Origin of the sequence: Microbacterium hydrocarbonoxydans (assembly GCF_000956475.1) — a bacterium.
Classification (GTDB): domain Bacteria; phylum Actinomycetota; class Actinomycetes; order Actinomycetales; family Microbacteriaceae; genus Microbacterium; species Microbacterium hydrocarbonoxydans_A.
On sequence record NZ_JYJB01000010.1, the window covers coordinates 281766 to 306289 of the forward strand.

Below are 24524 nucleotides of genomic sequence, written 5' to 3' on the forward strand. Positions count from 1 at the left end.
ATGTCGGATGTGCTGATCGACCGCCCGGAGCTCGAAGGGCTGGGGGTGTACGAATTCGGCTGGCACGATGCCGACGCCGCCGGTGCCGTGGCGCAGCGAGGGATCTCCGAAGAGGTCGTCCGCGGGATCTCCGCGCTCAAGGATGAACCCGAATGGATGCTGAAGACCCGTCTCAAGGGATATCAGCTCTTCGGTCGCAAGCCGATGCCGACCTGGGGCGCCGACCTCAGCGAGATCGACTTCGACAACATCAAGTACTTCGTGCGTTCGACGGAGAAGCAGGCGCAGTCCTGGGAAGAGCTCCCGCAGGAGATCCGCGAGACCTACGAGCGCCTCGGCATCCCCGAGGCCGAGCGTCAGCGCCTGGTCGCCGGCGTCGCCGCCCAGTACGAGTCCGAGGTCGTCTACCACCAGATCCGCGAGGATCTGGAGGAGCAGGGCGTCATCTTCATGGACACCGACACCGCATTGCGCGAGCATCCGGAGTTCTTCGAGGAGTACTTCGGCACCGTGATCCCCGCCGGCGACAACAAGTTCGCGGCCCTCAACACGGCCGTGTGGTCGGGCGGCTCGTTCGTGTACGTCCCCAAGGGCGTGCACGTCGAGATCCCGCTGCAGGCGTACTTCCGCATCAACACCGAGAACATGGGTCAGTTCGAGCGGACCCTGATCATCGCGGATGAAGACAGCTATGTGCACTACATCGAGGGCTGCACGGCTCCGATCTACAAGTCCGACTCGCTGCACTCGGCCGTCGTCGAGATCATCGTGAAGAAGAACGCCCGCGTTCGCTACACGACGATCCAGAACTGGTCGAACAACGTGTACAACCTGGTCACCAAGCGCGCCGTGGCGCACGAGGGCGCGACCATGGAGTGGGTCGACGGCAACATCGGCTCCAAGGTGACGATGAAGTACCCGTCGATCTATCTGATGGGCGAGCACGCCAAGGGCGAGACCCTCTCGGTCGCGTTCGCGGGCCCCGGGCAGCACCAGGACGCCGGCGCCAAGATGATCCACATGGCCCCGTACACGCAGTCGTCGATCGTCTCGAAGTCGATCGCCCGCGGCGGCGGTCGCGCGGGCTACCGCGGCGAGGTGCGAGTGGATGCCGCCGCGCACCACTCCGCGAACACCGTGCGCTGCGATGCCCTGCTCGTCGACACGAAGTCGCGCAGCGACACGTATCCCGCCATCGACATCCGCGTCGACGACGTGCAGCTCGGCCACGAGGCCACGGTGTCGAAGGTCAGCGAGGAGCAGCTCTTCTACCTGCAGTCCCGCGGCATGCCGGAGGACGAGGCCATGGCGATGATCGTGCGCGGCTTCATCGAGCCGATCGCACGCGAGCTTCCCATGGAGTACGCGATGGAACTGAACAAGCTCATCGAGATGGGCATGGAAGGATCGGTCGGCTAGTGACGGCCCCTACGACGGCGCCCGCCGAGGCGCAGCGCACGAACGCGCACATCGACCCCGCCGCCCAGGTGGCTGACGCCGGATTCGTCCCGGTGCAGACCCGCTCTGAGCGGCCCCACTCCTTCGAGCCGGCCGACTTCGGCAGCCCCTCGGGGCGCGAGGTCAACTGGAAGCACACGCCGGTGGCGAAGCTCTCCGCGCTGTTCGCGGTCGCAGAGGCGAACGACGGCGTGAGCTACGCGTTCCGCTCCGGCGAGCAGTATGCGGCCCCGGGCCTCGCGGCCTCCGACGCGCCGCGCGGTGAGGTCTTCCTCGCGGAGGACGTCACGGCTGCCGTGGCCTGGCAGGGTGCGAAGGATGCACTGCACATCCGCATCCCGCGCGAGGAGGAGGTCGCCGAGCCGATCCTCCTCGAGATCGCCGGACTCGGCGCCGACCGCCGCGCCGACGCGCACATCGTGATCGAGGCTCTCGAGCACAGCTCGGCCACCGTGGTGCTCAAGCACACGGGAGCCGCGCAGTACGCGCAGAACCTCGAGATCATCGCCCGCGACGGCTCCAGGCTCACGGTCGTGAGCCTTCAGCAGTGGCAGGACGAGGCGATCCACGCGGCCGCGCACCAGGCGCGAGTCGGCGCGGATGCGACTCTCAAGCACTTCGTGATCAGCTTCGGGGGCGGCATCGTCCGGGTCAACCCGAACGTCGAGCTCGCGGGGAACGGCTCGGAGGGCTACCTCTACGGCCTCTCCTACGCGGATGCCGGGCAGCACCTGGAGAGTCAGGTCTACCTGCACCACAAGGGCGCTCACACCAAGGGCGACGTGCTGTACAAGGGCGCGCTCCAGGGCGAAGGCGCGCACAGCGTCTGGATCGGCGACGTGCTGATCGGCAAGGACGCGACGGGGACCGACTCCTACGAGGCGAACCGCAACCTGGTCCTCACCGAGGGTGCGCGCGCCGACTCGATCCCGAACCTCGAGATCGAGACCGGCGACATCCTGGGCGCAGGTCACGCCAGCGCCACGGGACGCTTCGACGATGAGCAGCTGTTCTACCTGCAGGCGCGCGGCATCACCGAGGAGGAGGCCCGTCGCCTCGTCGTGCTCGGCTTCCTCACCGACATCGTGCAGCGCCTGGGCATCCCCGCTCTCGAGACCGAGCTGCTCGACGCGATCGAGGCCGAGCTCGCCGCGGTGAGCGCATGAGCGCGGAACGCGTCTGCGGCGTCGACGAGCTCGAGACCGACACGCCCCTGCGTGTCGAGCCGAGTGGCGTCCCGATCACCGTGATCAAGGACGCCGATGGTGTGATCCACGCCATCGGCGACACCTGCACGCACGGTGACATCTCCCTCTCCGAGGGGTTCGTCGAGGGTGACACGGTCGAGTGCTGGGCCCACGGCTCGGCCTTCTCGCTGCTCACCGGCAAGCCCCAGAATCTCCCTGCTTTCGAGCCCGTCCCGGTCTACGTCGTCGAGATCGACGGCGACGACGTGCTCATCGACCCGACTGTCACGAAGGAAGTCTGAATGTCTGTTCTCGAGATCCGCGACCTGCACGTCACGGTTGAGACCGAGGCGGGGACCACCCCGATCCTCAACGGAATCACCCTCACCATGCGCACGGGCGAGACGCACGCCATCATGGGCCCCAACGGCTCGGGCAAGTCCACCCTGGCCTATACGATCGCCGGTCACCCGAAGTACACCGTGACCTCGGGCTCCATCACCTTCGACGGACAGGACGTCCTCGAGATGACCGTCGACGAACGGGCACGCGCCGGCCTCTTCCTCGCGATGCAGTACCCGGTCGAGATCCCGGGCGTCACCGTGACGAACTTCCTGCGCACCGCGAAGACCGCGCTCGACGGCGAGGCGCCCTCGATCCGCTCCTGGACCAAGGACGTCAAGGCGGCCATGGCGAACCTGCGCATGGACCCGAAGTTCGCGCAGCGCAACGTCAACGAGGGCTTCTCGGGCGGCGAGAAGAAGCGCCACGAGATCCTGCAGCTCGAGGTGCTCAAGCCGAAGTTCGCCGTTCTCGACGAGACCGACTCCGGACTCGACGTCGACGCGCTGAAGATCGTCTCCGAGGGCGTCAACCGCGCCAAGGAGGCCACCGGCCTCGGCGTGCTGCTGATCACGCACTACACGCGCATCCTTCGCTACATCCGCCCCGACTTCGTGCACGTGGTCGTCGCCGGAAAGATCGTGGAAGAGGGCGGCCCCGAGCTCGCCGACCGTCTCGAGGAAGAGGGCTACGACCGCTTCCTCGACCCTTCGGCTCCCATCGAAGCGTAGGCTGATCGCATGACAGCGACGCTCACGGCGGAGAAGTACGACGAGGTCACCGAGGCTCTCAAAGACGTCATGGACCCCGAGCTCGGGATCAACGTCGTCGACCTCGGTCTCATCTACGATCTCGCCTGGGATGACGAGAACGACGCTCTCGTCATCCACATGACGCTGACCAGCGCAGGCTGCCCGCTCACCGACGTGCTCGAGGAGCAGACGGCGCAGGCGCTGGACAACGTGGTCGATCGCTTCCGCATCAACTGGGTGTGGATGCCGCCGTGGGGTCCCGAGCGGATCACCGACGACGGTCGCGACATGATGCGCGCGCTCGGCTTCGCCATCTGACATCCGACACAGCGTCGCCGCCACCGCGGCGGCGCTGTGTCGCGTTTCCGGGAAGAGCACACCAGGAGGAGCGGATGCTCGAGGTCAAGGCCCTGTCGATAGATGAGCTCCGGCAGCGCACCAGCGAGAAATGGCGGGAGTACCCTGCAGACGTCCTGCCGCTGTTCGTCGCAGAGACCGACTTCCCGCTAGCGCCCACGGTGAAAGCCGCTCTGCAGCGTGCCGTCGACACCGGGGACACCGGATATGTCGCCTCCCGCGGCCCGCTCGCCGAGACCTACGCGTCTTTCGCGAAGCGCCGCTTCGACTGGGATGTCGATGCGTCCCGCATCCGGTCGACAGCAGATGTCAGCATGGGCATCGTCGAGATCCTCCGGCGCGTGGTCCAGCCGGGGGAGCGCGTGATCGTGATGCCTCCGGTGTATCCGCCGTTCTACGATCTCATCGCCGAGGCCGGCGCCGAGGTCGAGCGGGTGCCGCTGCGCGACACCGGCATGGCCTGGGAGATCGATCTCGACGGCATCCGCTCCGCCCTCGAAGAGGGGGCTCGGGCGATTCTGCTGTGCAATCCGCACAACCCCACGGGAACCGTGCACGCGGGGGAGTCTCTCGCCGCCCTCGCCGACCTTGCGGACGAGTTCGATGCAGCGGTCGTATCGGATGAGATCCATGCGCCGCTCGCGCAGCCGGGCGCCGGGTTCACCCCGTTCCTGTCGATCGGGTCGGCCGCGCAGAAGGTCGGCTACGCCGTCGTCAGCGCCAGCAAGGCCTTCAACCTCGCCGGCCTGAAATGCGCGCTCATGGTGTCGGCGCACGACGACACCGCCGCCGTTCTGCGGGGTCTGCCCGTCGAAGTGGTCTGGCGCACGGGCCAGCTCGGGCTGCTCGCCGCCGTCGCGGCCTTCGGCGAGGAGAGCGACCCCTGGCTCGACGGACTCCTGCACGCTCTCGACCACAACCGCGTGCTGCTCGAGGATCTGCTCGCGAGGCACCTCCCCGACGCCCGCTATCGGATACCGGCCGCCGGTTATCTCGCCTGGATCGACGTGTCCGATCTCGGGCTCGGGGACAATCCCGCCCGCCGCATCCTGAAGGACGCGAAGGTCGCGCTCAACGACGGCAGCGCCTTCGGCGCCGAAGGCACGGGTTTCGTGCGGCTCAACTTCGGCACGGGGCCTGAGATCATCACAGAGGCCATCGAGCGCATCGCGTCGCTCGTGAGCCGATGAGCGGCGTTCAGACAGCCGCGTCGATCTGGGATCGGGAGCGGATCTGGGTCACTGCCGGCGCTTCTGCGCTGATCTTCTTCGCGGCGATCGAGGCTCTCGCCGTCACCACGGTGATGCCTGTCGTCAGCGATGCGCTCGACGGCGACGCGCTCTACGCCGTCGCCTTCGCAGGGACGCTCGCCACGAGCGTGATCGGCATGGTCGCCGCCGGTGCCTGGTCGGATGCCCGTGGCCCTCGAGGTGCGCTCTACGTCGCCGTCTCGCTCTTCATCGCCGGTCTGCTCATCTCGGGCCTTGCGACGACGATGCATCAGTTCCTGCTCGGGCGTCTCGTGCAGGGGCTCGGAACGGGCGGCCAGACCGTCGCGCTGTATGTGGTCGTCGCACGTCTCTACCCTCCGCAGCTGCACGGGCGGGTGTTCGCGGCGTTTGCCGCCGCCTGGGTCGTGCCCTCTATGATCGGGCCGTTTCTCGCCGGCGCCGTCGCCGAGTATCTCGATTGGCGCTGGGCCTTCCTCGGCGTCGCCGTGCTGACGGGGATCGCGTTCGTGATCATCGTGGTGCGCCTGCGCAACCTCGATCTCGGGCACGGCGCACCTCAGGATCGGCGCGCCCTGAGAACCCGCCTGCTGCTGGCCGTCGTCGTCGCCGCTCTCGCGGTCCTCGTGGGCTTCTCCGCCGACATGCCTCCGCGGGCGGGCTGGCCGCTTGCGCTCGGAGCGTTGGTCGTCATCGGATTCGCGGTCGTGCCCCTTCTGCCGCGGCGCACGCTTCGTGCGGCAAGGGGGCTGCCGAGCGTGGTGCTGACGAGGGGCATCGCGGCCGGGGCGTTCTTCGCTGCGGAGGCGTACGTGCCCTATCTGCTCATGGAGCGGTTCGGGTTCACCGCCACCTGGGCGGGGGTCGGGCTCATGCTCGCCGCATTCGCCTGGGCGGGGGCATCGGATCTGCAGGGACGGTTCGGAGACCGCCTGGGCAACCGCCGCATCGTGCTGATCGGTCTCGGACTCATCCTGCTCGCGCTCGTCTGCGTCTTGATCGCTGCGCTCTTCGGGATCTCGCCCCTGATCGCGATCATCGGCTGGGCATTCGGCGGAGGCGGCATGGGACTGCTCTACCCGCGCCTGACCGTTCTGACTCTCGCGTACTCGGACGACGCGGATCAGGGATTCAACTCATCGGCTCTCTCGATCGCCGAGAACACGGGCTCCGCGCTGGTGATCGCGATCGCGGGACTCGCGGTGGCGAGCTTGGGTGGAGGCACCGGAGCCTTCGGCGCCGTCTACGCCCTCTGCATCGGACTCGCGCTGCTCGCCCTCGTCCCCGGCCTCAGGCTCGGTCACGCGGCTGAGATGCGCTGACTCCGGCGATCGCGGCGACGCCCAGGTCGAACACGGCGTCGAGCCCCGCCGTCGGATCGATCTCGTCGGCGGACGCCGCAGCTCCATGACTCTCGGCGTGCATGCGCAGCTGGGCGAGCGCGGCATGCCCGAGGATGAAGTGCAGCAGCGCCGTCGCGCGTTCAGAGCTCCCCGCGCCGAGTGATGTCTCGAGCGCGATCTGCGCATGCGAGGAGCCGAGCCGCAGAGCGTAGGTGCTGAGAACGAGTTCGGCGCCGTCGCGGTAGGCGAAGAGTGCGTCGCGGATGCTGCGGGCCGTCACGAGCACGTCGGAGGCGCCGGCCGGGATCCGAGCCGTGATGCGATCGGCGAGTTCTGCGAGCAGCTCCTGCTTGTTCGCGAAGTGCCAGTACAGGGCGCTCGGCTGCACGTCGAGACGTGCGGCGATGCGCCGCATCGACAGGTCCGCGAGCCCGACCTCGTCGAGCAGCGCCAGCGCGGCGCGGGCGACGCTGTCGCGATCGTGACGGGCCGGGTTGTGTTCGGGGCTCATGCACTCACTATAGTGAACAGCGTTCAGGTGAACAGTGTTCAGTACGAGCATCCGTCGGCATTCCCAGGAGAATCATGTCCGCCAGCAAGGCCATCGCCCGCATCGCGCTCTTCGCCGCCCTCATCGTGGTGCTCGGAATGGTGACGATCCCGCTCCCCGGCGGCGTCCCGATCACGGCGCAGACCCTGGGCGTGATGCTCGCGGGTACCGTCCTCGGGCCGCGGCGCGGTCCGCTGGCGGTGCTGCTCGTGCTCGTCCTGGCGGCGCTCGGCCTCCCCGTGCTGGCAGGTGGCCGCGGCGGACTCGGCGTGTTCGTGGGCCCGACAGCCGGGTACCTGCTCGGCTGGATCGCCGGAGTGATCGTGATCGGGCTGATCTCCCGTTCCGCGCGCGTCAGCTGGTGGCGCACGGCGGTGGGCGTCGTCGTCGGAGGGATCGTCGTGGTGTATCTCTTCGGCATCCCGGTGCAGGCCCTCGTCCTCGGGATGGACCCGGGCGCGGCCGCTGTGTCGACCCTGGTCTTCCTGCCGGGGGACCTCCTGAAGGCCGTCGCCGCGACCGTCCTCACTCTGGCGCTGAAGCGCGCCTATCCGCCGGCTTTCGACGACTCGCTGCGGCTCGAGCCGGCGACGCACGATGCGCGGTCTGCAGCCTGACACGGCGCAGCGCAGCATCGCGCTCGACGGGGTGACGGTGCTGCGCGGCGGGCGCCGCGTCCTCTCGGAGGTGAGTGCCGGGCTCGACGCCGCGAGCATCGCGGTGATCGGCGCGAACGGCTCGGGCAAGTCGACCTTCGCCCGGCTGCTCGACGGTCTCGTCGACCCGGACTCGGGTACGGTCAGCGTGCACGGGCTCGACGTGCGGCGGAACCGGCGCGAGATCCGCCGACGGGTCGGGTTCGTGTTCACCGATCCCCAGGCGCAGATCCTCATGCCCACGCCGGCGGAGGATCTGGCGTTCTCGCTGCGCGGTCGCCCACGAGACGAAGTCGCCCTGCGTGTGGCCGCGATGCTCGCGGAGCACGGTCTGACCGACAGAGCGGATGCTCCGGCATCCGCTCTGTCGGGTGGCCAGAAGCAGCTCCTCGCCCTCGCCTCGGTGCTGATCACCGGCCCGGCACTCATCGTCGCCGACGAGCCGACCACCCTGCTCGATCTGCGCAACGCCCGGCGGGTCGGCGATCTGCTGCTGTCACAGGCGGCCCAGGTCGTGCTGGTCACGCACGATCTTGAGCTCGCGGCGCGGTGTGAGGCCGCGCTGCTCTTCGATGACGGCGAGATCGCCGCGCTCGGAGAAGCGGATGACGTCGTCGCGCACTATCGGAGGGCGTGCGAGTGATCCAGCTGTATGTCCCGGGGGCGAGCGTCGTCCATCGGCTCGGCGCGGGAGCGAAGCTGCTGGCCCTGGCCGTCGCGGCGCTCGTGCTCTCGCTCGTGTCCCCGGACCCCTGGGGCATCGCGGCAGCGCTGGCGGGCGTGACTGCGCTGTACCTGCTCGCGCGTCTTCCACTGCGCGTGCTGGCCGCGGAGATCTGGCGGTTGCGATGGCTCATGGTCGTGCTGGGCGGAGCGCTGCTCGTCTTCGTCGGGCCGCTCGCGGCCTGGATCAGCACCGGGCGGGTGGTCACCATCGTGCTGCTGGCGAGCCTGCTGACCCTCACCACCCGGATGGGGGATCTGATCGACGTCCTGCGCCGCCTGATCGCGCCCGCCCGGCGATTCGGCGTCGATCCGGAGTCGGTGACGATGACGATCGCGCTGACCATCACCATGATCCCGGTCGTCGCGGGCTTCGCTTCGCAGGTGCGGGAGGCTCAGCGTGCACGCGGAGCGGCGCGCTCAGGGCTCCACGGCGTCGTCCCGCTCATGGTGCGTACGCTGCGCCATGCCGATGACGTGGCCGACGCGCTGGCCGCTCGCGGCGCTGTCTGATCCGGGGAGACCAGGCGCAGGGACACCAGCATCATGGCGACTGCTGCCGTCGCGGTGAGAGGAGTCGCACCCACGACGAGGAGCAGCGCGACGGCCGAGATGCCGACGCCGGCGGCTGCCGTCGAGCGCCGGATTCCCGTCGTGCGGGCGGGCGCGGCCTTCTCCTCGAACCGCGAGAGGGCGATCGCGACGGCGGCCGTCAGTGCGAGCGCGGTCACGAGCCAGAGGGGACGACCGAGCCACCACAGGCCGCTGCCCGGCGTCGGGAGCACGATCGCGTGCGCGAGCGCGAGGATCGAGGATGACCCGGCCATGGCGAGCAGCACGGGCATGTGCCAGAGGTAGATCGTCATGGTCCGCCGGTTCACGAACGCGCTCACGGCGGCGACGCGAGGACGCGTGCTGAACCGGGCGATGCGCTCGCGGAACAGCGACAGGAGGCTCAGATGCACGACCCCGACGAGCAGGAGGGCGCCGGTCGGCGGGTTGATGTTGGCGATGAGGTCGGGGGAGTAGACGCCGGTCGCGAAGGCGACGACGAGGGTCGCTGTGGCGGCGGCTGCCATCGCCGCCCGCGTCTGCCGGGAGAGCGCGTCCACCGCGCCGTCGGCGAAGAAGAATCCGAGCTGCTGCAGCGTGAGCCAGACGAAGGCGAGGTTGACGAAGCCGATGCCGTCGATGCCGGATGCAGCCCGGACGATGTCGACGATCACTGCGGAAGCGGCGAGCAGCGCGAGTGTGCGCCGCGGCGCCCTGTCGTGCAGCGCCGACAAAGCGGGCAGGAGCGCCTGACACAGCAGGAACACACCGAGAAACCACAGCGGCTGCGCGTACCGGAACCCGGCGATCGCCACGAGCTCGCCCGGGAGCCCGACCAGGAGCAGGATCAGCAGACCCGCCCCGGCGATCCCGACGGCGACCACGGCGGGGCGGAGCAGCCGGTGAATCCTCGCAGAGACGAAGCCCGTCGCCGTGCCGCCGCGCTCGCGCTGTCTGCGGTAGGCGACCACGCCGGCGAAGCCGCCGATCACGAAGAAGAGCGGCATGACCTGCAGCAGCCAGCTCACCGGCGCGATCCACCAGGCGCCCTCGCTCGCGTTGGTGAAGACCGGCCCGGCATCGGTGACGGTCACGCCCACCATGATGGCGTGCAGCAGCACGACCCCCGACACGCACGCCGCGCGGACGAGATCGACCCCGGTGTCGCGGGCGGGGGTGGGATGCGCGGCCGGGACTCTGGTCGGCGGTGCCTGCAGGTCGGTCATGGTTCCTCCTCGGAAGCGGTGTCCTCGGAGGTTATGGACGCGGTGCACCGGGGGACATCACCCCGCGGTGCGGTCTCGCCCCCTACCGTGGGGGGAGACCCGGCCGGCGGTGGCCCGTACTCAGGATGACGGCTCGACCAGGCCGGTGTCGTAGGCGAGGATCACGGCATGCACCCGGTCGCGCAGCGCGAGCTTCGAGAGCACCTTGCCCACGTGCGTCTTCACCGTCTGCTCGGCGATGAAGAGGTCCGTCGCGATCTCGGAGTTCGAGCGGCCCCTCCCGATCAGCACGAGCACCTCTCGTTCGCGCTCGGTGAGCTCGTTCAGGGCCGAGCTCGCACGAGGCGTGCGTGGTCTCCGACCGGCGAACTGCTCGATCATGCGGCGCGTCACACTCGGCGCGAGCAGCGCATCGCCGCCCGCGACCACCCGCACCGCGTGCACGAGCTCTTCCGGCAGCGCATCCTTGAGCAGGAAGCCGCTCGCGCCGGCCTCGAGCGCGTCGTAGACGTAGTCGTCGATGTCGAAGGTGGTGAGCATGATGATCCGCGGCACGTGAGCCGCAGGGTAAGACGGCCCGAGGATGCGGCGGGTCGCCTCGATGCCGTCGACTTCCGGCATCCGCACATCCATCAGGATGACGTCGGGATCGAGTCGCGCAGAAAGTGCGACCGCCTCGGCGCCGTCGGCCGCCTCCCCTGCGACGCGAATGCCCTCGTGGGCACCCAGCAGGGCGGCGAATCCGGCTCGCACCATGGCCTGGTCGTCGGCGATGAGGACGCTGATGGTCACGAGGTCTCCTGAGTGGCGGTGGCGGCGGGCTCGGTGAGGGGGAGTGCGGCGGTGACTTCCCAGCCGCCTTCAGAGGTCTCTCCGGCTGTCAGCGTTCCGCCGAGGAGTTCGGCGCGTTCGCGCATGCCGCGAAGGCCGTGGCCGTGCCCGGTCGGGGCGGGCGAGGAAACGGACGGCGCCGCATTCCGGACGCGGATGCCGACGGCGGTCGCGTCGGTCTGGATTCGCACGGTCACGGGTGCTCCGGCCGCATGGCGGACAGCGTTGCTCAGGGCCTCCTGAGTGATGCGGAAGGCGGCGATCTGCACGGTGGCCGGGGCGGCAGCGCTGTCGCCCGTGATCTCGAGCCCCACCGTGACACCCGCGCGCCGTACGGTGTCGACGAGAGCGGGGAGCTCGGCGATGCCCTGCTGCGGAGCGAGCTCGGCGGTCTGATCCTCGGTGCGCAGCACCCCCAGCATCCGTCGCATCTCGGTGAGCGACTCGCGAGCGGTCGCGGCGATGCTGTTGAACTCCGCCGCAGCCTCGGGCCCGATCTCAGTCAGGCGGTAACGGGCGGTGGACGCTTGCACCTGCACCATCGACAGGCTGTGCGCGATGACATCGTGCAGCTCGCGGGCGATGCGGGTGCGCTCTTCGACAAGCGCGCGCCGGGACTCCTCGAGCGCTGCGTGCTCGCGCTCCCTGGTCAGTTCGGCGCCGACGCGCAGTCGCCCGGCGAGCAGCGCCGCGAACAGGAACATGGCGCTCGCGACCGACTCTGTCACGACGAGGTTGGCCGTGGCGCTGGCAGCCGTCGCGGCGGTCGACACGATGTCGGGTCGCAGCACAGGAGCGGTGAGAGAAGCCACGGCCCCGACGCCGAGCGCGAACGCGCCGAGCCGTGCGCCGTGGAGGAGCGTCACTGTGCCGACCAGGAGCACGAAGGCGAGCAGCGCCGGAACAGACCACGGCCAGGGAGCGCCGATCGCGAGCGACTGCGACACGATGAGAGGCAGGATCAGGGCGGCGCCGGCGAATACGGCCAGGGCGCGGCGAGGATGGGACAGCGCCAGCAGGGGCGAGGCGCACAGCGCGGCGCCGAGAATGAAGGAGAGAGGCAGGGGAGTGCCGTAGAGCGATGTCTGAACGGGAACGAGCACCGCGAAGAGCGCGACGACGGCCGCGCACACCGCTGCGAGCGCGGCGGCGCGGCGGCTGATGCGCCTGGTCCGGCGGGTACGCGGAGCGCGCTCCGCACGCCTGCGTCGTCGTGCCATGTCTGTCATCCTGCCATCTGCAACTCGGCGGCGCGTCGGCGCCGGGCAGCCGTGAGCCGATCCACCACGATGCCGAGGACGAGCGCGATGCCGATGCCGATGCCTGCGCTGATCAGCGGCTGATCCTTGATCCACGACCCGGCGAAGAGGCCGATCAGGATGCTCAGCGCGCTCCAGCTGATTCCGGCGAAGACGCTCAGCGGGAGGTATCGGCGCCACGGGAAGCCGAGCGCACCGGCCGACATGTTCACCGCCACCCGCCCCACCGGGATGTAGCGGGCGCCGAGGATGAGCGCGGCGCTGCGCTGATCGAGCGCCTTCTCCGCATGGGCGAACGCGGCCCTGATGCGAGGACGTCGCATCCATGCGAAGCGCGTCGTGCCCACTTTCCGTCCGATGGCGAACGCGATGTTGTCTCCGATCGCGGCGCCGAGAGCCGCGATGAGACCGAGCGGCACGAGCATCCAGAGGTCGCCGGCGGAGACGGCGACCGCTGCGGCCGCGACGAGCACCGTCTCGCTCGGAACCGGCGGGAAGAACCCGTCGATGATCGTGACTGCGAACAGCACGAGGTAGAGCCAGGGAGAGGCGACAGTCTGCAGGATGAGTTCGTTGATGACGTCCACATCTCGACGGTACGAACAGGGCGCCATCCGGGGCATCACCCTGGAGTATCGACCGCATCCCTCCGCAGAGGGACATCTCCCGATCGGGCGTCGGCCCGAGCTTCCGGCGGAACGCACAGCCGTGGCGATCTATACTGGGAGGTCGGCCGCTCGGCCTGTCAACCACCCCTGAACGATCGGACGTCCCGCTGTGCTCGCCGTGCACGAACTCGAGATCCGCGTTGGCGCACGCCTGCTCATGGAGAACGTCTCGTTCCGCGTCTCCGACGGAGACAAGATCGGACTCGTCGGGCGCAATGGCGCCGGCAAGACCACGCTGACGAAGGTGCTCGCCGGAGACCTCCTGCCGTCGGGTGGCAGCGTCACCCGCTCGGGCGAGCTCGGCTATCTCCCGCAGGACCCGCGCTCGGGGGATCCCGAGATGCTTGCGCGCACGCGTATCCTCGATGCCCGGGGCCTCGGCTCGCTGGCACTCGGCATGGCCGAGGCGACGGTGGCGATGGGATCGGATGACCCGGCGGTCGCCGAGAAGGCGATGAAGCGCTACGCGCGCCTCACCGAGCAGTTCGAGGGACAGGGCGGCTACGCCGCCGAGGCGGAGGCCGCGTCCATCGCGAACAACCTCTCGCTGCCCGACCGCATCCTCGACCAGCCGCTGAAGACCCTCTCCGGTGGACAGCGCCGCCGTATCGAGCTGGCACGCATCCTGTTCTCCGATGCCGACACGATGATCCTCGACGAGCCGACCAACCACCTCGACGCGGACAGCGTCGTGTGGCTCCGCGAGTTCCTCAAGAACTACAAGGGCGGGCTGATCGTGATCAGCCACGATGTCGAGCTCGTCGGCGAGACGGTCAACCGCGTCTTCTATCTCGACGCGAACCGTCAGATCATCGACACGTACAACATGAACTGGAAGAACTACCTGCGCCAGCGGGTGGCCGATGAGGAGCGCCGCAAGAAGGAGCGCGCGAACGCCGAGAAGAAGGCCACCACGCTCCAGCAGCAGGCCGCGCGCTTCGGCGCCAAGGCGTCGAAGGCTGCCGCAGCCCACCAGATGATCGCCCGCGCCGAGAAGCTTCTGGCGGGCCTCGATGAGGTGCGGCAGGAAGACCGCGTCGCCAAGCTGCGCTTCCCGAAGCCGGCACCGTGCGGCAAGACGCCGCTCATGGCGTCGGGCCTGTCGAAGTCCTATGGCTCGCTGGAGATCTTCACAGACGTCGACCTCGCGATCGACCGTGGATCGAAGGTCGTGGTGCTCGGCCTCAACGGCGCGGGCAAGACCACCCTGCTGCGCATGCTGGCGGGCGTCGACCAGCCCGACACCGGGCAGCTCGAGCCGGGGCACGGCCTCAAGGTCGGCTACTACGCGCAGGAGCACGAGAACCTCGACGTCAACCGCTCGGTGCTCGAGAACATGGTCTCCGCGGCCCCGCACATCACCGAGACCGAGGCACGCAAGGTCCTGGGCTCGTTCCTGTTCACGGGCGACGACGTGCTCAAGCCCGCCGGCGTGCTCTCCGGCGGCGAGAAGACGCGCCTGTCGCTGGCGACGCTGGTCGTGTCATCCGCCAACCTGCTGCTTCTCGACGAGCCGACCAACAACCTCGACCCCGCCTCGCGCGAGGAGATCCTCGGCGCGCTCGCTCATTACGAAGGCGCGGTCGTGCTCGTCTCGCACGACCCCGGCGCGGTGCAGTCGCTGAACCCGGAGCGCGTGCTCATCCTGCCTGACGGCGTCGAGGACATCTGGAGCCAGGAGTACCAGGACCTGATCGAGCTCGCGTAGCCGAGTTCGCGCCGGGTGGCGTGACCTCCCGGATTCCGCACGACACCGGCCTTCCTGCCCAGGAGGTCGCGCGCGAAAGCGGGTCTCGATCCGCAAGGCGGTTCTCGCGAGCATGGCGGCGGTGAGAGCGGATGCTCTCGGAGCGCTCTAATGTGGAGCACATGCCGGAGGATCGTCGCACGGACGTCGCTGCATGGCTGCGCGCCCAACCAGCGCTCAGCGGCCGATCCCCGTCGCTCGACGTCGACGCCTTGCCAGACGATCCCGTCGTGCTGTTCCTCGACTGGCTGGCGACGGCGATCGACGGGGGCGTGGACGAACCTCATGCCATGACGCTGGCGACCGTCGACGCGGATGGGCTGCCCGATGCGAGAACGCTGATCCTCAAGGACGTCGATGAGCGCGGGTGGGCGTTCGCTTCGCAGCGTTCGTCTCGCAAGGCCCTGCAGCTGGCGGCTCAGCCGATGGCTGCCCTGAACTTCTGGTGGCAGCCGCAGATGCGGGCTGTGCGTGTACGCGGCGCCGTCATGGAGGCGTCCGCGGCCGAGAGCGCAGCCGATCTCGCCGCACGATCCGCTGCATCCCGAGCCGGCATCGCCGATGGCGAGTGGACGCTGTGGCGTGTCGTTCCCCGCCGGGTCGAGTTCTGGCACGGCGCCGTCGATCGCGACCACACCAGAATCGTGTTCGGCGCCGCCGACGGCGGCTGGCAGAGATCGATCGACGGAGGGAAGGGATGACGATGACCGGGTACCAGGTGACGGAGATCGGCGCGCTCGAGCAATGGCGCGGACACTTCGGAGGATTCGATGAGACGCGCTCGCGCGACGGCCGACGGGTGATCGATCACGAGCTGACCATGCAGTACATCGGGATGACGGCGAATGCGCTCGTCCCGGGAGAAGAAGCGGGGTACTGGCATGTGCACCAGCGAGTCGAAGAGGTCTACGTCTTCCTCGGCGGGCGCGGACAGATGGGGCTGGACGACGTCGTCGTCGAGGTCGGGCCGGGCACCGTCGTGCGCGTCGGGCAGGGCGTCGCGCGCACCTGGCGAGCGCGCCCCGACAGCGAGGGCGAGCTGCGCTGGCTCTGCATCCGAGCCGGTGGTGAAGAGCTGCCTCGTCTTCCGGATGACAGCTCTCGGCTTCCGGAGCGACCGATGCCCTGGACGGACTGAGTGAGCAGCGAACCGAACGGCTGCGTGCGCGAAGACGGGACATGTCGGCGGCTCATGAGAGCATGATGCGTGCTCGAGCCACACGATCGTCTGCCTGACCCTCCCCGTACAGACCCCGTCTTCGACGACGACTTCTCCCGGGACGTGGATCCCGCCCGCTGGATCGCGCACTACCTGCCGCACTGGAGCGTGCCGGAGCGCTCCGCCGCGCGGTATTCGACGAGGCCCGAGGGGCTCGAGCTGCGCATCGATGAGGATCAGCTCGACTGGCGCCCCGAAGACGCGCCCCTGCGCGTCTCCAACCTGCAGACCGGCGTCTTCGCCGGACCGCTCGGCTCTGCGCGGGGCACGCACAGGCACCGCCCCGACGGTCTGGTGGTGCGCACGGAGACTCCCACCCGCGTGATGTTCGCGCCGGAGCGAGGTCGGATCGACCTCACGGTGTCCGCCAGCACAGACCGCGCCTGCATGCTCGCCGCGTGGCTGGTGGGCACGGAGCATTCATCTCCTGACGATTCCAGCGAGATCTGCGTCTTCGAGATCGACGCCGATGCGGTAGGGGAATCAAGCAGGGCCCGTTCCGGGATCAAGGCCCATCACGATCGGCGGCTGCGCACGGATATGGCAGAGGTCGTGCTGCCGTTCGACGCGAGCAGGCCGCACACGTGGACGGTCATCTGGGGTGAGGGGAAGACGATCATCGGATGCGAGGGGCGTGTGCTCCGTCGGCTGGCCCAGGCTCCCGACTATCCGATGATCCTGCTGATCGACCTGTTCGAGATCGGACCGGCCGGCGGCACGTATCCGAAGACGGCCACGATCCACCGCGTCCGCGCGTGGGACCACTGAGGACTCCGCACCCGAGAGCGTTCGAGCCCACAAGACGGACTCCTAGTGAGCGTCGAGCAGTTCGTCCTCGACGTCGGCGTCCCTGTCGCGGCTGCGCTTCTTCTTCTCGCGCACCGGCCGATCCTCGAGATCTTCGCGATGCTTCACGATCTCGGTGCGGATGATGTAGCCGATGAAGATGAAGCCCATCACCGCGAACAGGATCCACTGGATCGCGTACGACAGATGCGGCCCGGGGTCGTCGGTGGGCGAGTCGAACGAGCCGAGCGCGGGTGCGGGGGGCGTTTCGCTGACCAGCTGCCCGTAGGCGCCCGTCACGACGTCACCGCCGACCATGTCGGCGATGGTCGGCAGATGAATCGTCGCCACCTGGCCCGGGGGAGCGCCCCGCGCCGGCGCAGCTGCCTCGCCGTCGCGCAGGCGCACGACCACGTCGACCGTGCCGCTCGGGGGCGCGGGTACCGCATCCGGCGCATCGCCGGAGCCGGGCGCCACCCAACCGCGATCGACGATGAGCACGCGGCCGTCATCGGTCTGGAACGGAACCAGCACCTCGAACGCGCTCGTGCCGCCGTGCGGCCTGTTGCGGACCAGGAGCTGCTCTTCAGCGAGATACTCGCCATGCAGCGCCACCGGGTGCCACTCGTCCTGGGGATGGAACACGCCGTCGGAGCCGATCAGGTCGGCGAGCGGCACCGCTTCGGCGTCGTAGTTCGCTTCGACGAGCGCGATCTGCTCGGAGCGCGCGGCGTTACGGTCGAACTGCCAGTGCGAGAGGAACACGCACGCCACCGCGAAACCGATCGCGATCAGCACGTAGACGCTCCAGCGCAGCATCCGGTCTCTCATGCGGGCACACCGTCGCGCAGTGCGGCCGGGAAGTCCCGCGCGGCGAGGTAGTCGTACAGGAACGCGGCGTGCTCGTCACAGGCGAGCCAGATCTTCTCCCGATCTGCCGAATGGATGCGCGGATTGCGCCACACGACGTGCTTCGTCGCCGCGTTCCGGCATCCGGCGCGGGAGCAGACCAGCTCGTTCACTCCTTGTCCTGCCGGCTCTCGTGAATCGTGATGATCGACGGATCGACGGCTTCCGCAGGGGCCTGGACGACGACCGGAGCCTCGATCTGCTGCACCGGCGACTCGGCGGTCGTCTCGGTGCTGTCGCTGCCCGCGTTCGCGAACACGACCGCGATGTACGGCAGCACGGCGGCCGCGATCGCGAACACCCAGGTGTACCAGCCATAGGGCTGCACGAGCACCATGAGACCGAAGCAGAGGATGCGGATCGTCATCGTCAGGGCGTATCGGCGCACACGATGGTCGGCCTCGTCCCGCGGCGACTGCGGCAGGGAGGTGACGGCGGGCACCAGACGCTTCTTCTTCACGATGCATCCAGCCTACGCCGCTGCGCGTGCAGGGGCGTGCCTCGATGCGTCAGCTGTACTCGACCAGGAACGGGATCGTGAAGGCGCCGAAGGCGAGGAAGACCAGGATGCCGATGATGATCTGGGCGACCATGATTCCGACACCGATGTACCCGGTGATCAGGCCGCCGATGGCCATCCCGCGACCACCGAGTGCGGGGTTGTTCTTGGTCTGCTTGAGGGCCATGTGACCCGTGATCACCGCCACGATGGATGCGATCACCGGAAGCCAGAGCCAGAACAGCACGAGCCCGGCGATCCCGCAGATCAGCGACGTGATCGCGAGTCCGCTGTTGGGACGCGGCGGCGCATAGGCGACGGGAGCGTACTGCGGGTACCCGCCATACGGCTGCACGGGAGCCGTGTACGGCTGTACCGGAGCCGCGTACGGCTGCGCCGGAGCCGCGTACGGCTGTACCGGAGCCGCGTACGGCTGCGCGGGGGCCGCGTACGGCTGGACCGCGCCGGACGGGGGAACGACCGCAGCGCCGAACTGCTGGGGAGCGACGCCATAGACCGGTGGCGGCGGCGGCCCCGCTGGCGCCGCGGCTGCAGGAGCGGCTTGCGAGGAGGGTGCCGGCGGTGCCGGGGGTGCGGGAGGCCGCGGCGGCACCACGGCGGAACCCGGGTCGGAGGCGTACGGGGGAATGGTGCTGTCGCTCACGTCGGCGCCTTTCGTCGGGTTCAGGGTTTCAGCAGGCCCTCGTTCTGTCAAACCTCGTCGCCCGACCGCGCGCGGCATCCTCGATAGGATCGATCCGTCCGGCCGTCGGCCGTCGTTCCGTCAGATCAGGAGTGGAAATGAGTTCTCAGCGCGTCGTCCTCGTCACGGGAGGCAACCGAGGCATCGGCTTCTCCATCGCCGAGCGCTTCGTGCGCGACGGCTACAAGGTCGCCGTGACCGCCCGCAGCGGCGAGGGACCCGAAGGCACTCTCACCGTTCGTGCGGACGTGACGGATGCTGCCGCTCTCGACGCCGCATTCACCGAGGTGGAGCAGCAGCTGGGACCGGTGGAGATCGTGGTCGCGAACGCGGGAATCACCAAGGACACCCTGCTCCTGCGCATGAGCGAGGACGACTTCGACAGCGTGGTCGCGACCAACCTGGGCGGCACCTTCCGCGTGGTCAAGCGCGCGTCCAAGGGCATGCTGCGCGCGCGCTTCGGGCGGGTCATCCTGATCTCGAGCGTGGTCGGTCTGTACGGCTCCGCGGGCCAGGTCAACTACTCCGCCTCGAAGAGCGCTCTCGTCGGCTTCGCGCGTTCGCTCACGCGCGAACTCGGCGGTCGCGGCATCACCGCCAACGTCGTCGCCCCAGGATTCATCGAGACCGACATGACTGCCGAGCTGCCCGAAGAGACGCAGAAGCAGTACAAGGCGAACATCCCGGCCGGCCGTTTCGCGACGCCCGACGAGGTGGCGGGCGTCGTCACGTGGCTCGCGGGCGACGACGCCGGCTACATCTCCGGCGCCGTCATCCCTGTCGACGGCGGACTCGGGATGGGGCACTGAGCCCTGCGGCTGGATCAGCGCGAGGCGGCCTCGGAGATGAGCTCGGCGAGGAGTGTGGGCATCGAGAACTGCGGCCAGTGCCCTGAACCGAGACGGATGACCTCTGCCTGCTCTATCGCGCGGAACTCGTCGGCGTAGGCGCCCCACTGCGCGAGGACGGATTCGAGCGATTCCCGATCGAGCCCGCCCATCAGCAGTGTGACCGGGATGCTGTGACGGCGGTCGTCGCCCAGCGCGATGGGGTCGGTCGGCACCCTCGCCGGCACGCTCAGGGCGAGAGCGGCGGTGCGGGCGCGTGTCGCCTCATCGAGGTCGTGGATGTCCTCCTCCGGGAAGAAGTCCCATCCGGGGAAAGGGATCACGCCGTCCGTGACCTCGAACTCGCTGATCCCGCTGCCGGGCGGCGGAGGCACGGTGTCGACGAACACCACACGGGACACACGGTCCGCCCGCGCATCCGCGACGCCCCACGCGACGTTGCCGCCGCCGCTGTGCCCGACGACCACGACCGGGCCGTCCACCGCGTCCACCGCGTCGACCGCGGCGGCGCCCGTCGCCACCCAGTCGGCGATGCCGATCCCGGATGATTCGGATGCCGGGGCGCCGAGTCCCGGCATGGTCAGCGCGTGAACGCGATGGCCCGCGCTCTCGAGGGAGGGGATCACCTCGTTCCAGCTGGATGCGTCGAGCCAGAGTCCGGGGATGAGGATGATGTCCATGCCGGTGAGAGTAGCGCGGACCTCCGACGCTGGCTAGGGCAGCAGCGCGATGACCTCGCTGAGGTCCTGAGGGCCGATGACCAGCGATGCCGCGGCGCGCACGGCGGGCTTGGCGTTGAACGCCAGGCCGAGTCCCGCGACCGCCATCATCTTCAGGTCGTTCGCACCGTCGCCGATCGCGATGGTCGACCGCAGCGGCACGCCGAGTTCCGAGGCCCACGCCTGCAGCGAGGCGGCCTTGGCCTCGGCATCCACGATCTCGCCGTCCACCCGTCCGGCGAGGGCGCCGTCGACCACCTCGAGCCGGTTCGCCCGCCAGCGGTCGACGCCCAGGCCGGGGGCGATGCCGTCAAGGATCTCGTGGAACCCGCCCGACACGACACCGACGACCCCGCCGCGCTCGTGCACGGCGGCGGTGAGCTCGCGCACACCCGGCGTCGGCTCGATGCGTGCGCGCACGCGCTCGAACGCCGACACCGGAACACCCACGAGAGCCGCGACGCGCGAGCGCAGGCTGGCGGCGAAGTCGACGTCGCCACGCATGGCTGCCTCGGTGGCCGCCTGCACCTCGGCGCGCCGGCCGGCCTCGTCGGCGAGAAGCTCGATCACCTCGTTGCGGATGAGCGTGGAATCGGCATCGAGGACGACGAGGAAGCGCGCGGCAGTCACAGGCTCGAGCCTAGCGACCGCCGCGCGCCTCGCGTGACGGATGACGTCAGCGGTCGACGAAGACGCCCTTGCCGACGACGGTGATGCCCGAATCGGTCACCGTGAACCCGCGAGCCAGGTCACGCTCTCGATCGACCCCGACGGTGGCGCCGTCGGCGAGGACGACGTTCTTGTCGAGGATCGCGCGATGAACGCGGGCGCCAGCGCCGACGCGGACGTGGTCGAACAGCACCGAGTCGGTGATGGTGGAGCCGCCTCCGGCGAGAGTCCACGGCCCGACGACGCTGCGTTCCACGTGGGTCCCGGAGAGCACGCAGCCCAGCGAGACGATCGAGTCGATCGCGTTGCCGATGCGCCCGACGGAATCGCGCACGAACTTCGCGGGCGGCGAGTTCACGGCCTGCGAGTGGATCGGCCATTCCATGTTGTACAGGTTGAACACCGGCAGGGTGGAGATCAGATCCATGTGGGCATCGAAGAACGAGTCGATGGTACCCACGTCTCGCCAATAGGAGCGGTCGCGCGGCGAGGAGCCCGGCACCTCGTTCTGCTTCATGTCGTAGTAGCCGGCTTCACTGCGCTCGACGAAATACGGCACGATGTCGCCGCCCATGTCATGCCCGGAGGTGGGCGACTCGCCGTCGGCTTCGACGGCGGCGATCAGCGCGTCGGCGTCGAAGATGTAGTTGCCCATGGATGCCAGCACCTCGTGCGGTGCATCCGGCAGGCCCTCGATCTCCGTCGGCTTCTCGAGGAACTGCTTGATCCGCCCTGTGTCCGTGTCGGCATCGATGACGCCGAACTGCGAGGCGAGAGCGAGAGGCTGACGGATGCCGGCGACCGTCGCCTTCGCGCCCGAGGCGATGTGCGCGTCGAGCATCTGCTGGAAGTCCATGCGATAGACGTGGTCGGCGCCGATCACGACCACGATGTCGGGCTTCTCGTCGTTGATCAGGTTCAGGCTCTGCAGGATCGCGTCGGCCGAGCCGGAGAACCAGCGCTTGCCGAGGCGCTGCTGTGCAGGCACCGAGGCGACGTAGGAGTCCAGAAGCGCGGACATGCGCCAGGTCTGGGAGATGTGACGGTCGAGGCTGTGCGACTTGTACTGCGTGAGGACCACGATCTGTCTCAGACCGGAGTTGATGAGGTTCGAGATCGCGAAATCGATCAATCGATACTGTCCGCCGAACGGCACCGCAGGTTTTGCCCGGTCGGCCGTGAGGGGCATGAGTCGCTTGCCCTCGCCGCCGGCGAGGATGATGCCGAAGATCTTCTTTGGTGCGGACATGGCTCCACCCTAGAGTGCCGATCCCGCCGTGTACTAGCGTTTCGCACATGCGAGTTGAAATGATCACGAAGGAGTACCCGCCGGAGATCTACGGCGGTGCCGGGGTGCACGTCGCGGAGCTGGTCGCAGCCCTTCGACAGCGCATCGACGTGAGTGTCCGGGCCTTCGGCGCGCCCCGCGATGAAGCGGGAACGTACGCGTACCGAGCGCCCTCCGAACTCGCGGGCGCCAATGCTGCGCTGCAGACCCTCGGCACGGATCTCGAGATCGTGTCGGCGATCTCGGATGCCGACCTCGTGCACAGCCACACCTGGTATGCGAACTTCGCGGGGCACATCGCATCCCAGCTGCACGGCATCCCGCACGTGCTCACGGCGCACAGCCTCGAGCCGCTCCGGCCGTGGAAGGCCGAGCAGCTCGGCGGCGGCTACGCGGTCTCCAGTGGCATCGAGAAGCTCGCCTATGAGAACGCCGCGGCCGTCATCGCCGTCAGTGCAGGGATGCGCAACGACATCCTGCGCAGCTACCCGAACGTCGACCCGGCGAAGGTGCGCGTGATCCACAACGGCATCGACGTCGAGCGCTGGCGACCTGTGCGGAACCCGGAGTTCCTGGCCTCCATCGGCATGGATCCGAACCGCCCTTCCGTGGTGTTCGTGGGGCGCATCACCCGGCAGAAGGGGCTGCCGTACCTGCTGCAGGCGGCGAGCCGGCTGCCCGCTGACGTGCAGCTGATCCTGTGCGCCGGCGCGCCGGACACCCCCGAGATCATGGCGGAGGTGCAGGAGGGCGTGCGTCTGCTGCAGCAGACTCGGGACGGAGTGATCTGGATCGAGCGGATGCTGCCACGCGACGAGCTCTCGGCCATCCTCACGGCCGCCACGACGTTCGTCTGCCCGTCGGTCTACGAGCCGCTCGGCATCGTGAACCTCGAGGCCATGGCCTGCGGCGCCGCCGTCGTCGGCACCGCGACCGGCGGCATCCCCGAGGTCGTCGCCGACGGCGTCACGGGTCGTCTGGTGCCGATCGACCAGGTTCAGGACGGAACCGGCACCCCCGTCGATCCGGAGAAGTACGTCGCAGACCTGGCCGCCGTCCTCACTGAAGTCGCTGCGGATCCTGAGAAGGCCAAGGCGTACGGAGAGGCCGGTCGGGAGCGCGCCAAGAGCGAGTTCAGCTGGGGCGCGATCGCCGACACCACGCGTGCGCTCTACGAGGAGTTGACCGACTGAGCCGATAGGCTTGGCAGCATGCCACGCGCTCTGGAATTCACCGACGTCGTCGTGCGCCGCGAAGGGCGCAACATCATCGATCACGTGAGCTGGCAGGTGCAGGACGACCAGCGCTGGGTTGTGCTCGGACCCAACGGCGCCGGTAAGACCACGCTGCTCCAGCTCGCCGACACGCTCATGCATCCGACGTCCGGAACCGTCGAGGTGCTGGGGGAGACGCTCGGCCGGACGGATGTCTTCGACGTTCGTCCGCGCATCGGATTCGCCTCCTCGGCCCTCGCCAAGCGCATTCCCCGGGACGAGACCGTGCTGAACGCGGTGCTCACGGCCGCGTATTCGGTCCTCGGGCGCTGGAACGAGGAGTACGAGGGCATTGACGACCGCCGCGCGCTGCGCGTGCTCGCGGACTGGAAGCTCGAGCATCTGGCAGATCGACTGTTCGGCACGCTCAGCGACGGCGAGCAGAAGCGCGTGCAGATCGCCAGGGCCGTGATGACAGACCCCGAGCTGCTGCTGCTCGATGAGCCGACCGCGTCGCTCGATCTCGGCTCGCGTGAAGAGCTGCTGGGTCTGCTCAGCGGTTTCGCGTCGTCGCCGACGACGCCCGCGATGCTCATGGTCACGCACCACGTCGAGGAGATCCCCGTGGGCTTCACCCACGTGCTGCTGATCCGTGAGGGCCGGGTCGTCGCCGCGGGCCCGATCGCCGACGCCCTCACCGCCGAGGCGCTGACGGAGACGTTCGGCATGCCGATCGTGCTCACCGCCGATGAAGGTCGCTTCGCGGCGCGCGCAGTATCCTGATTCTGCT

General features: G+C 68.9%; 29 protein-coding genes. 17 read left to right on the plus strand and 12 right to left on the minus strand.

The genetic code is table 11. The features are described from left to right. The 7 genes from sufB (at position 1) to RS84_RS13905 (ending at position 6647) form a co-directional block, all read left to right on the plus strand. The gene (gene sufB / locus RS84_RS13875) at positions 1-1419 is read left to right on the plus strand and encodes a Fe-S cluster assembly protein SufB (RefSeq protein WP_045258404.1); all 1419 of its coding nucleotides are present in this window, start codon (positions 1-3) and stop codon (positions 1417-1419) included. Then, positions 1419-2624, plus strand: coding sequence for a Fe-S cluster assembly protein SufD (sufD, locus tag RS84_RS13880; protein WP_045258405.1), 1206 nt, complete (start codon positions 1419-1421; stop codon positions 2622-2624). The genes sufB and sufD overlap by 1 nt, the downstream gene beginning before the upstream one ends. Next, entirely contained in the window at positions 2621-2947 is a 327-nt protein-coding gene (locus tag RS84_RS13885; RefSeq protein WP_045258406.1) for a non-heme iron oxygenase ferredoxin subunit, read from the plus strand. Before sufD ends, RS84_RS13885 begins: the two co-directional genes overlap by 4 nt. Beyond that, a complete protein-coding gene (gene sufC / locus RS84_RS13890) occupies positions 2948-3718 on the plus strand; it encodes a Fe-S cluster assembly ATPase SufC (protein WP_045258407.1) in 771 nt (256 codons plus the stop codon). 9 nt (positions 3719-3727) lie between these two features. Further along, positions 3728-4057: a metal-sulfur cluster assembly factor gene (locus RS84_RS13895; protein ID WP_045258408.1), complete on the plus strand. Its 330-nt coding sequence runs from the start codon at positions 3728-3730 to the stop codon at positions 4055-4057. A 74-nt stretch (positions 4058-4131) separates the two neighbouring features. Then, complete coding sequence (locus RS84_RS13900; RefSeq protein WP_045258409.1) at positions 4132-5286, plus strand: MalY/PatB family protein; 1155 nt, start codon at positions 4132-4134, stop codon at positions 5284-5286. After that, positions 5283-6647 carry an MFS transporter gene (locus RS84_RS13905; RefSeq protein WP_045258410.1) on the plus strand — a complete coding sequence of 455 codons (1365 nt, stop codon included), beginning with the start codon at positions 5283-5285 and terminating at the stop codon, positions 6645-6647. The genes RS84_RS13900 and RS84_RS13905 overlap by 4 nt, the downstream gene beginning before the upstream one ends. Here the strand turns inward: RS84_RS13905 and RS84_RS13910 are convergent. Continuing rightward, positions 6616-7179 (minus strand): TetR family transcriptional regulator, encoded by a 564-nt coding sequence (locus RS84_RS13910; RefSeq protein ID WP_045258411.1) that lies wholly within the window; start codon positions 7177-7179, stop codon positions 6616-6618. The genes RS84_RS13905 and RS84_RS13910 overlap by 32 nt on opposite strands. 74 nt (positions 7180-7253) lie before the next feature. Between RS84_RS13910 and RS84_RS13915 the strand changes: the two genes are divergently transcribed. From RS84_RS13915 to RS84_RS18975, 3 genes are read left to right on the plus strand one after another with little or no spacing between them, the layout of a single operon-like run. Next, the gene (locus tag RS84_RS13915) at positions 7254-7835 is read left to right on the plus strand and encodes a biotin transporter BioY (RefSeq protein ID WP_045258412.1); all 582 of its coding nucleotides are present in this window, start codon (positions 7254-7256) and stop codon (positions 7833-7835) included. After that, a complete protein-coding gene (locus RS84_RS13920; RefSeq protein ID WP_045258413.1) occupies positions 7816-8517 on the plus strand; it encodes an energy-coupling factor ABC transporter ATP-binding protein in 702 nt (233 codons plus the stop codon). Before RS84_RS13915 ends, RS84_RS13920 begins: the two co-directional genes overlap by 20 nt. Then, entirely contained in the window at positions 8514-9110 is a 597-nt protein-coding gene (locus tag RS84_RS18975; RefSeq protein WP_152641837.1) for a CbiQ family ECF transporter T component, read from the plus strand. The genes RS84_RS13920 and RS84_RS18975 overlap by 4 nt, the downstream gene beginning before the upstream one ends. Here the strand turns inward: RS84_RS18975 and RS84_RS13925 are convergent. From RS84_RS13925 to RS84_RS13940, 4 genes are all read right to left on the minus strand, one after another. Continuing rightward, positions 8993-10375 (minus strand): acyltransferase family protein, encoded by a 1383-nt coding sequence (locus RS84_RS13925; protein ID WP_045258414.1) that lies wholly within the window; start codon positions 10373-10375, stop codon positions 8993-8995. The two genes, RS84_RS18975 and RS84_RS13925, sit on opposite strands and share 118 nt — an antisense overlap. A gap of 120 nt (positions 10376-10495) precedes the next feature. Then, positions 10496-11167, minus strand: a complete 672-nt coding sequence (locus tag RS84_RS13930) for a response regulator (protein WP_045258415.1) — start codon at positions 11165-11167, stop codon at positions 10496-10498. Beyond that, positions 11164-12426, minus strand: a complete 1263-nt coding sequence (locus RS84_RS13935) for a sensor histidine kinase (protein ID WP_052676377.1) — start codon at positions 12424-12426, stop codon at positions 11164-11166. Before RS84_RS13935 ends, RS84_RS13930 begins: the two co-directional genes overlap by 4 nt. A gap of 5 nt (positions 12427-12431) precedes the next feature. Further along, on the minus strand, positions 12432-13052 hold the full coding sequence (locus RS84_RS13940) for a DedA family protein (protein WP_045258416.1): 621 nt from the start codon (positions 13050-13052) through the stop codon (positions 12432-12434). Positions 13053-13242: 190 nt separating this feature from the next. On the opposite strand from RS84_RS13940, the gene RS84_RS13945 reads away from it, so the two are divergent. The 4 genes from RS84_RS13945 to RS84_RS13960 all read left to right on the plus strand — a co-directional run bounded on the left by RS84_RS13945 (position 13243) and on the right by RS84_RS13960 (position 16867). Then, positions 13243-14841: an ABC-F family ATP-binding cassette domain-containing protein gene (locus RS84_RS13945; RefSeq protein WP_045258417.1), complete on the plus strand. Its 1599-nt coding sequence runs from the start codon at positions 13243-13245 to the stop codon at positions 14839-14841. A gap of 161 nt (positions 14842-15002) precedes the next feature. Then, the gene (locus tag RS84_RS13950; protein ID WP_045258418.1) at positions 15003-15581 is read left to right on the plus strand and encodes a pyridoxal 5'-phosphate synthase; all 579 of its coding nucleotides are present in this window, start codon (positions 15003-15005) and stop codon (positions 15579-15581) included. Positions 15582-15583: 2 nt separating this feature from the next. After that, positions 15584-16018, plus strand: coding sequence for a cupin domain-containing protein (locus tag RS84_RS13955; protein ID WP_045259195.1), 435 nt, complete (start codon positions 15584-15586; stop codon positions 16016-16018). A gap of 69 nt (positions 16019-16087) precedes the next feature. Then, a complete protein-coding gene (locus RS84_RS13960) occupies positions 16088-16867 on the plus strand; it encodes a hypothetical protein (RefSeq protein ID WP_082062199.1) in 780 nt (259 codons plus the stop codon). A 42-nt stretch (positions 16868-16909) separates the two neighbouring features. Here RS84_RS13960 and RS84_RS13965 read toward each other — a convergent pair whose 3' ends face one another. The 4 genes from RS84_RS13965 to RS84_RS19215 are packed head-to-tail and all read right to left on the minus strand — an operon-like array spanning position 16910 to position 18957. Then, positions 16910-17716: an SURF1 family protein gene (locus tag RS84_RS13965; protein ID WP_045258419.1), complete on the minus strand. Its 807-nt coding sequence runs from the start codon at positions 17714-17716 to the stop codon at positions 16910-16912. Then, entirely contained in the window at positions 17713-17907 is a 195-nt protein-coding gene (locus RS84_RS13970; protein ID WP_045258420.1) for a hypothetical protein, read from the minus strand. The genes RS84_RS13965 and RS84_RS13970 overlap by 4 nt, the downstream gene beginning before the upstream one ends. Next, positions 17904-18254 carry a DUF3099 domain-containing protein gene (locus RS84_RS13975; protein WP_082062200.1) on the minus strand — a complete coding sequence of 117 codons (351 nt, stop codon included), beginning with the start codon at positions 18252-18254 and terminating at the stop codon, positions 17904-17906. Before RS84_RS13975 ends, RS84_RS13970 begins: the two co-directional genes overlap by 4 nt. A gap of 49 nt (positions 18255-18303) precedes the next feature. After that, complete coding sequence (locus RS84_RS19215; RefSeq protein ID WP_152641838.1) at positions 18304-18957, minus strand: DUF4190 domain-containing protein; 654 nt, start codon at positions 18955-18957, stop codon at positions 18304-18306. 137 nt (positions 18958-19094) lie between these two features. Between RS84_RS19215 and fabG the strand changes: the two genes are divergently transcribed. After that, on the plus strand, positions 19095-19805 hold the full coding sequence (gene fabG, locus RS84_RS13985) for a 3-oxoacyl-ACP reductase FabG (RefSeq protein WP_045258421.1): 711 nt from the start codon (positions 19095-19097) through the stop codon (positions 19803-19805). 14 nt (positions 19806-19819) lie between these two features. Here fabG and RS84_RS13990 read toward each other — a convergent pair whose 3' ends face one another. From RS84_RS13990 to glgC, 3 genes are read right to left on the minus strand one after another with little or no spacing between them, the layout of a single operon-like run. Then, positions 19820-20524: an alpha/beta fold hydrolase gene (locus RS84_RS13990; protein WP_045258422.1), complete on the minus strand. Its 705-nt coding sequence runs from the start codon at positions 20522-20524 to the stop codon at positions 19820-19822. 33 nt (positions 20525-20557) lie between these two features. After that, the gene (gene serB, locus RS84_RS13995) at positions 20558-21193 is read right to left on the minus strand and encodes a phosphoserine phosphatase SerB (RefSeq protein ID WP_045258423.1); all 636 of its coding nucleotides are present in this window, start codon (positions 21191-21193) and stop codon (positions 20558-20560) included. A gap of 46 nt (positions 21194-21239) precedes the next feature. Beyond that, positions 21240-22481, minus strand: coding sequence for a glucose-1-phosphate adenylyltransferase (glgC, locus tag RS84_RS14000; protein ID WP_045258424.1), 1242 nt, complete (start codon positions 22479-22481; stop codon positions 21240-21242). 47 nt (positions 22482-22528) lie between these two features. On the opposite strand from glgC, the gene glgA reads away from it, so the two are divergent. Together glgA and RS84_RS14010 are read left to right on the plus strand one after the other, a co-directional pair. Next, on the plus strand, positions 22529-23713 hold the full coding sequence (gene glgA / locus RS84_RS14005; RefSeq protein ID WP_045258425.1) for a glycogen synthase: 1185 nt from the start codon (positions 22529-22531) through the stop codon (positions 23711-23713). 18 nt (positions 23714-23731) lie between these two features. Further along, the gene (locus RS84_RS14010) at positions 23732-24517 is read left to right on the plus strand and encodes an ABC transporter ATP-binding protein (protein ID WP_045258426.1); all 786 of its coding nucleotides are present in this window, start codon (positions 23732-23734) and stop codon (positions 24515-24517) included. Positions 24518-24524 lie beyond the last annotated feature (7 nt).

Bases quoted from the DNA above. Each gene is read 5' to 3' on its own strand.
- glgA (WP_045258425.1), top strand. From the start codon at position 22,529: ATGCGAGTTGAAATGATCACGAAGGAGTACCCGCCGGAGATCTACGGC.
- RS84_RS13950 (WP_045258418.1), top strand. From the start codon at position 15,003: ATGCCGGAGGATCGTCGCACGGACGTCGCTGCATGGCTGCGCGCCCAA.
- RS84_RS13990 (WP_045258422.1), bottom strand. From the start codon at position 20,524: ATGGACATCATCCTCATCCCCGGACTCTGGCTCGACGCATCCAGCTGG.
- sufB (WP_045258404.1), top strand. From the start codon at position 1: ATGTCGGATGTGCTGATCGACCGCCCGGAGCTCGAAGGGCTGGGGGTG.
- sufC (WP_045258407.1), top strand. From the start codon at position 2,948: ATGTCTGTTCTCGAGATCCGCGACCTGCACGTCACGGTTGAGACCGAG.
- RS84_RS14010 (WP_045258426.1), top strand. From the start codon at position 23,732: ATGCCACGCGCTCTGGAATTCACCGACGTCGTCGTGCGCCGCGAAGGG.
- RS84_RS13900 (WP_045258409.1), top strand. From the start codon at position 4,132: ATGCTCGAGGTCAAGGCCCTGTCGATAGATGAGCTCCGGCAGCGCACC.
- RS84_RS13905 (WP_045258410.1), top strand. From the start codon at position 5,283: ATGAGCGGCGTTCAGACAGCCGCGTCGATCTGGGATCGGGAGCGGATC.
- RS84_RS13910 (WP_045258411.1), bottom strand. From the start codon at position 7,179: ATGAGCCCCGAACACAACCCGGCCCGTCACGATCGCGACAGCGTCGCC.
- RS84_RS13935 (WP_052676377.1), bottom strand. From the start codon at position 12,426: ATGGCACGACGACGCAGGCGTGCGGAGCGCGCTCCGCGTACCCGCCGG.
- RS84_RS13925 (WP_045258414.1), bottom strand. From the start codon at position 10,375: ATGACCGACCTGCAGGCACCGCCGACCAGAGTCCCGGCCGCGCATCCC.
- RS84_RS13920 (WP_045258413.1), top strand. From the start codon at position 7,816: ATGCGCGGTCTGCAGCCTGACACGGCGCAGCGCAGCATCGCGCTCGAC.
- fabG (WP_045258421.1), top strand. From the start codon at position 19,095: ATGAGTTCTCAGCGCGTCGTCCTCGTCACGGGAGGCAACCGAGGCATC.
- glgC (WP_045258424.1), bottom strand. From the start codon at position 22,481: ATGTCCGCACCAAAGAAGATCTTCGGCATCATCCTCGCCGGCGGCGAG.
- RS84_RS13965 (WP_045258419.1), bottom strand. From the start codon at position 17,716: ATGAGAGACCGGATGCTGCGCTGGAGCGTCTACGTGCTGATCGCGATC.
- RS84_RS13885 (WP_045258406.1), top strand. From the start codon at position 2,621: ATGAGCGCGGAACGCGTCTGCGGCGTCGACGAGCTCGAGACCGACACG.
- RS84_RS13915 (WP_045258412.1), top strand. From the start codon at position 7,254: ATGTCCGCCAGCAAGGCCATCGCCCGCATCGCGCTCTTCGCCGCCCTC.
- RS84_RS13895 (WP_045258408.1), top strand. From the start codon at position 3,728: ATGACAGCGACGCTCACGGCGGAGAAGTACGACGAGGTCACCGAGGCT.
- RS84_RS13955 (WP_045259195.1), top strand. From the start codon at position 15,584: ATGACCGGGTACCAGGTGACGGAGATCGGCGCGCTCGAGCAATGGCGC.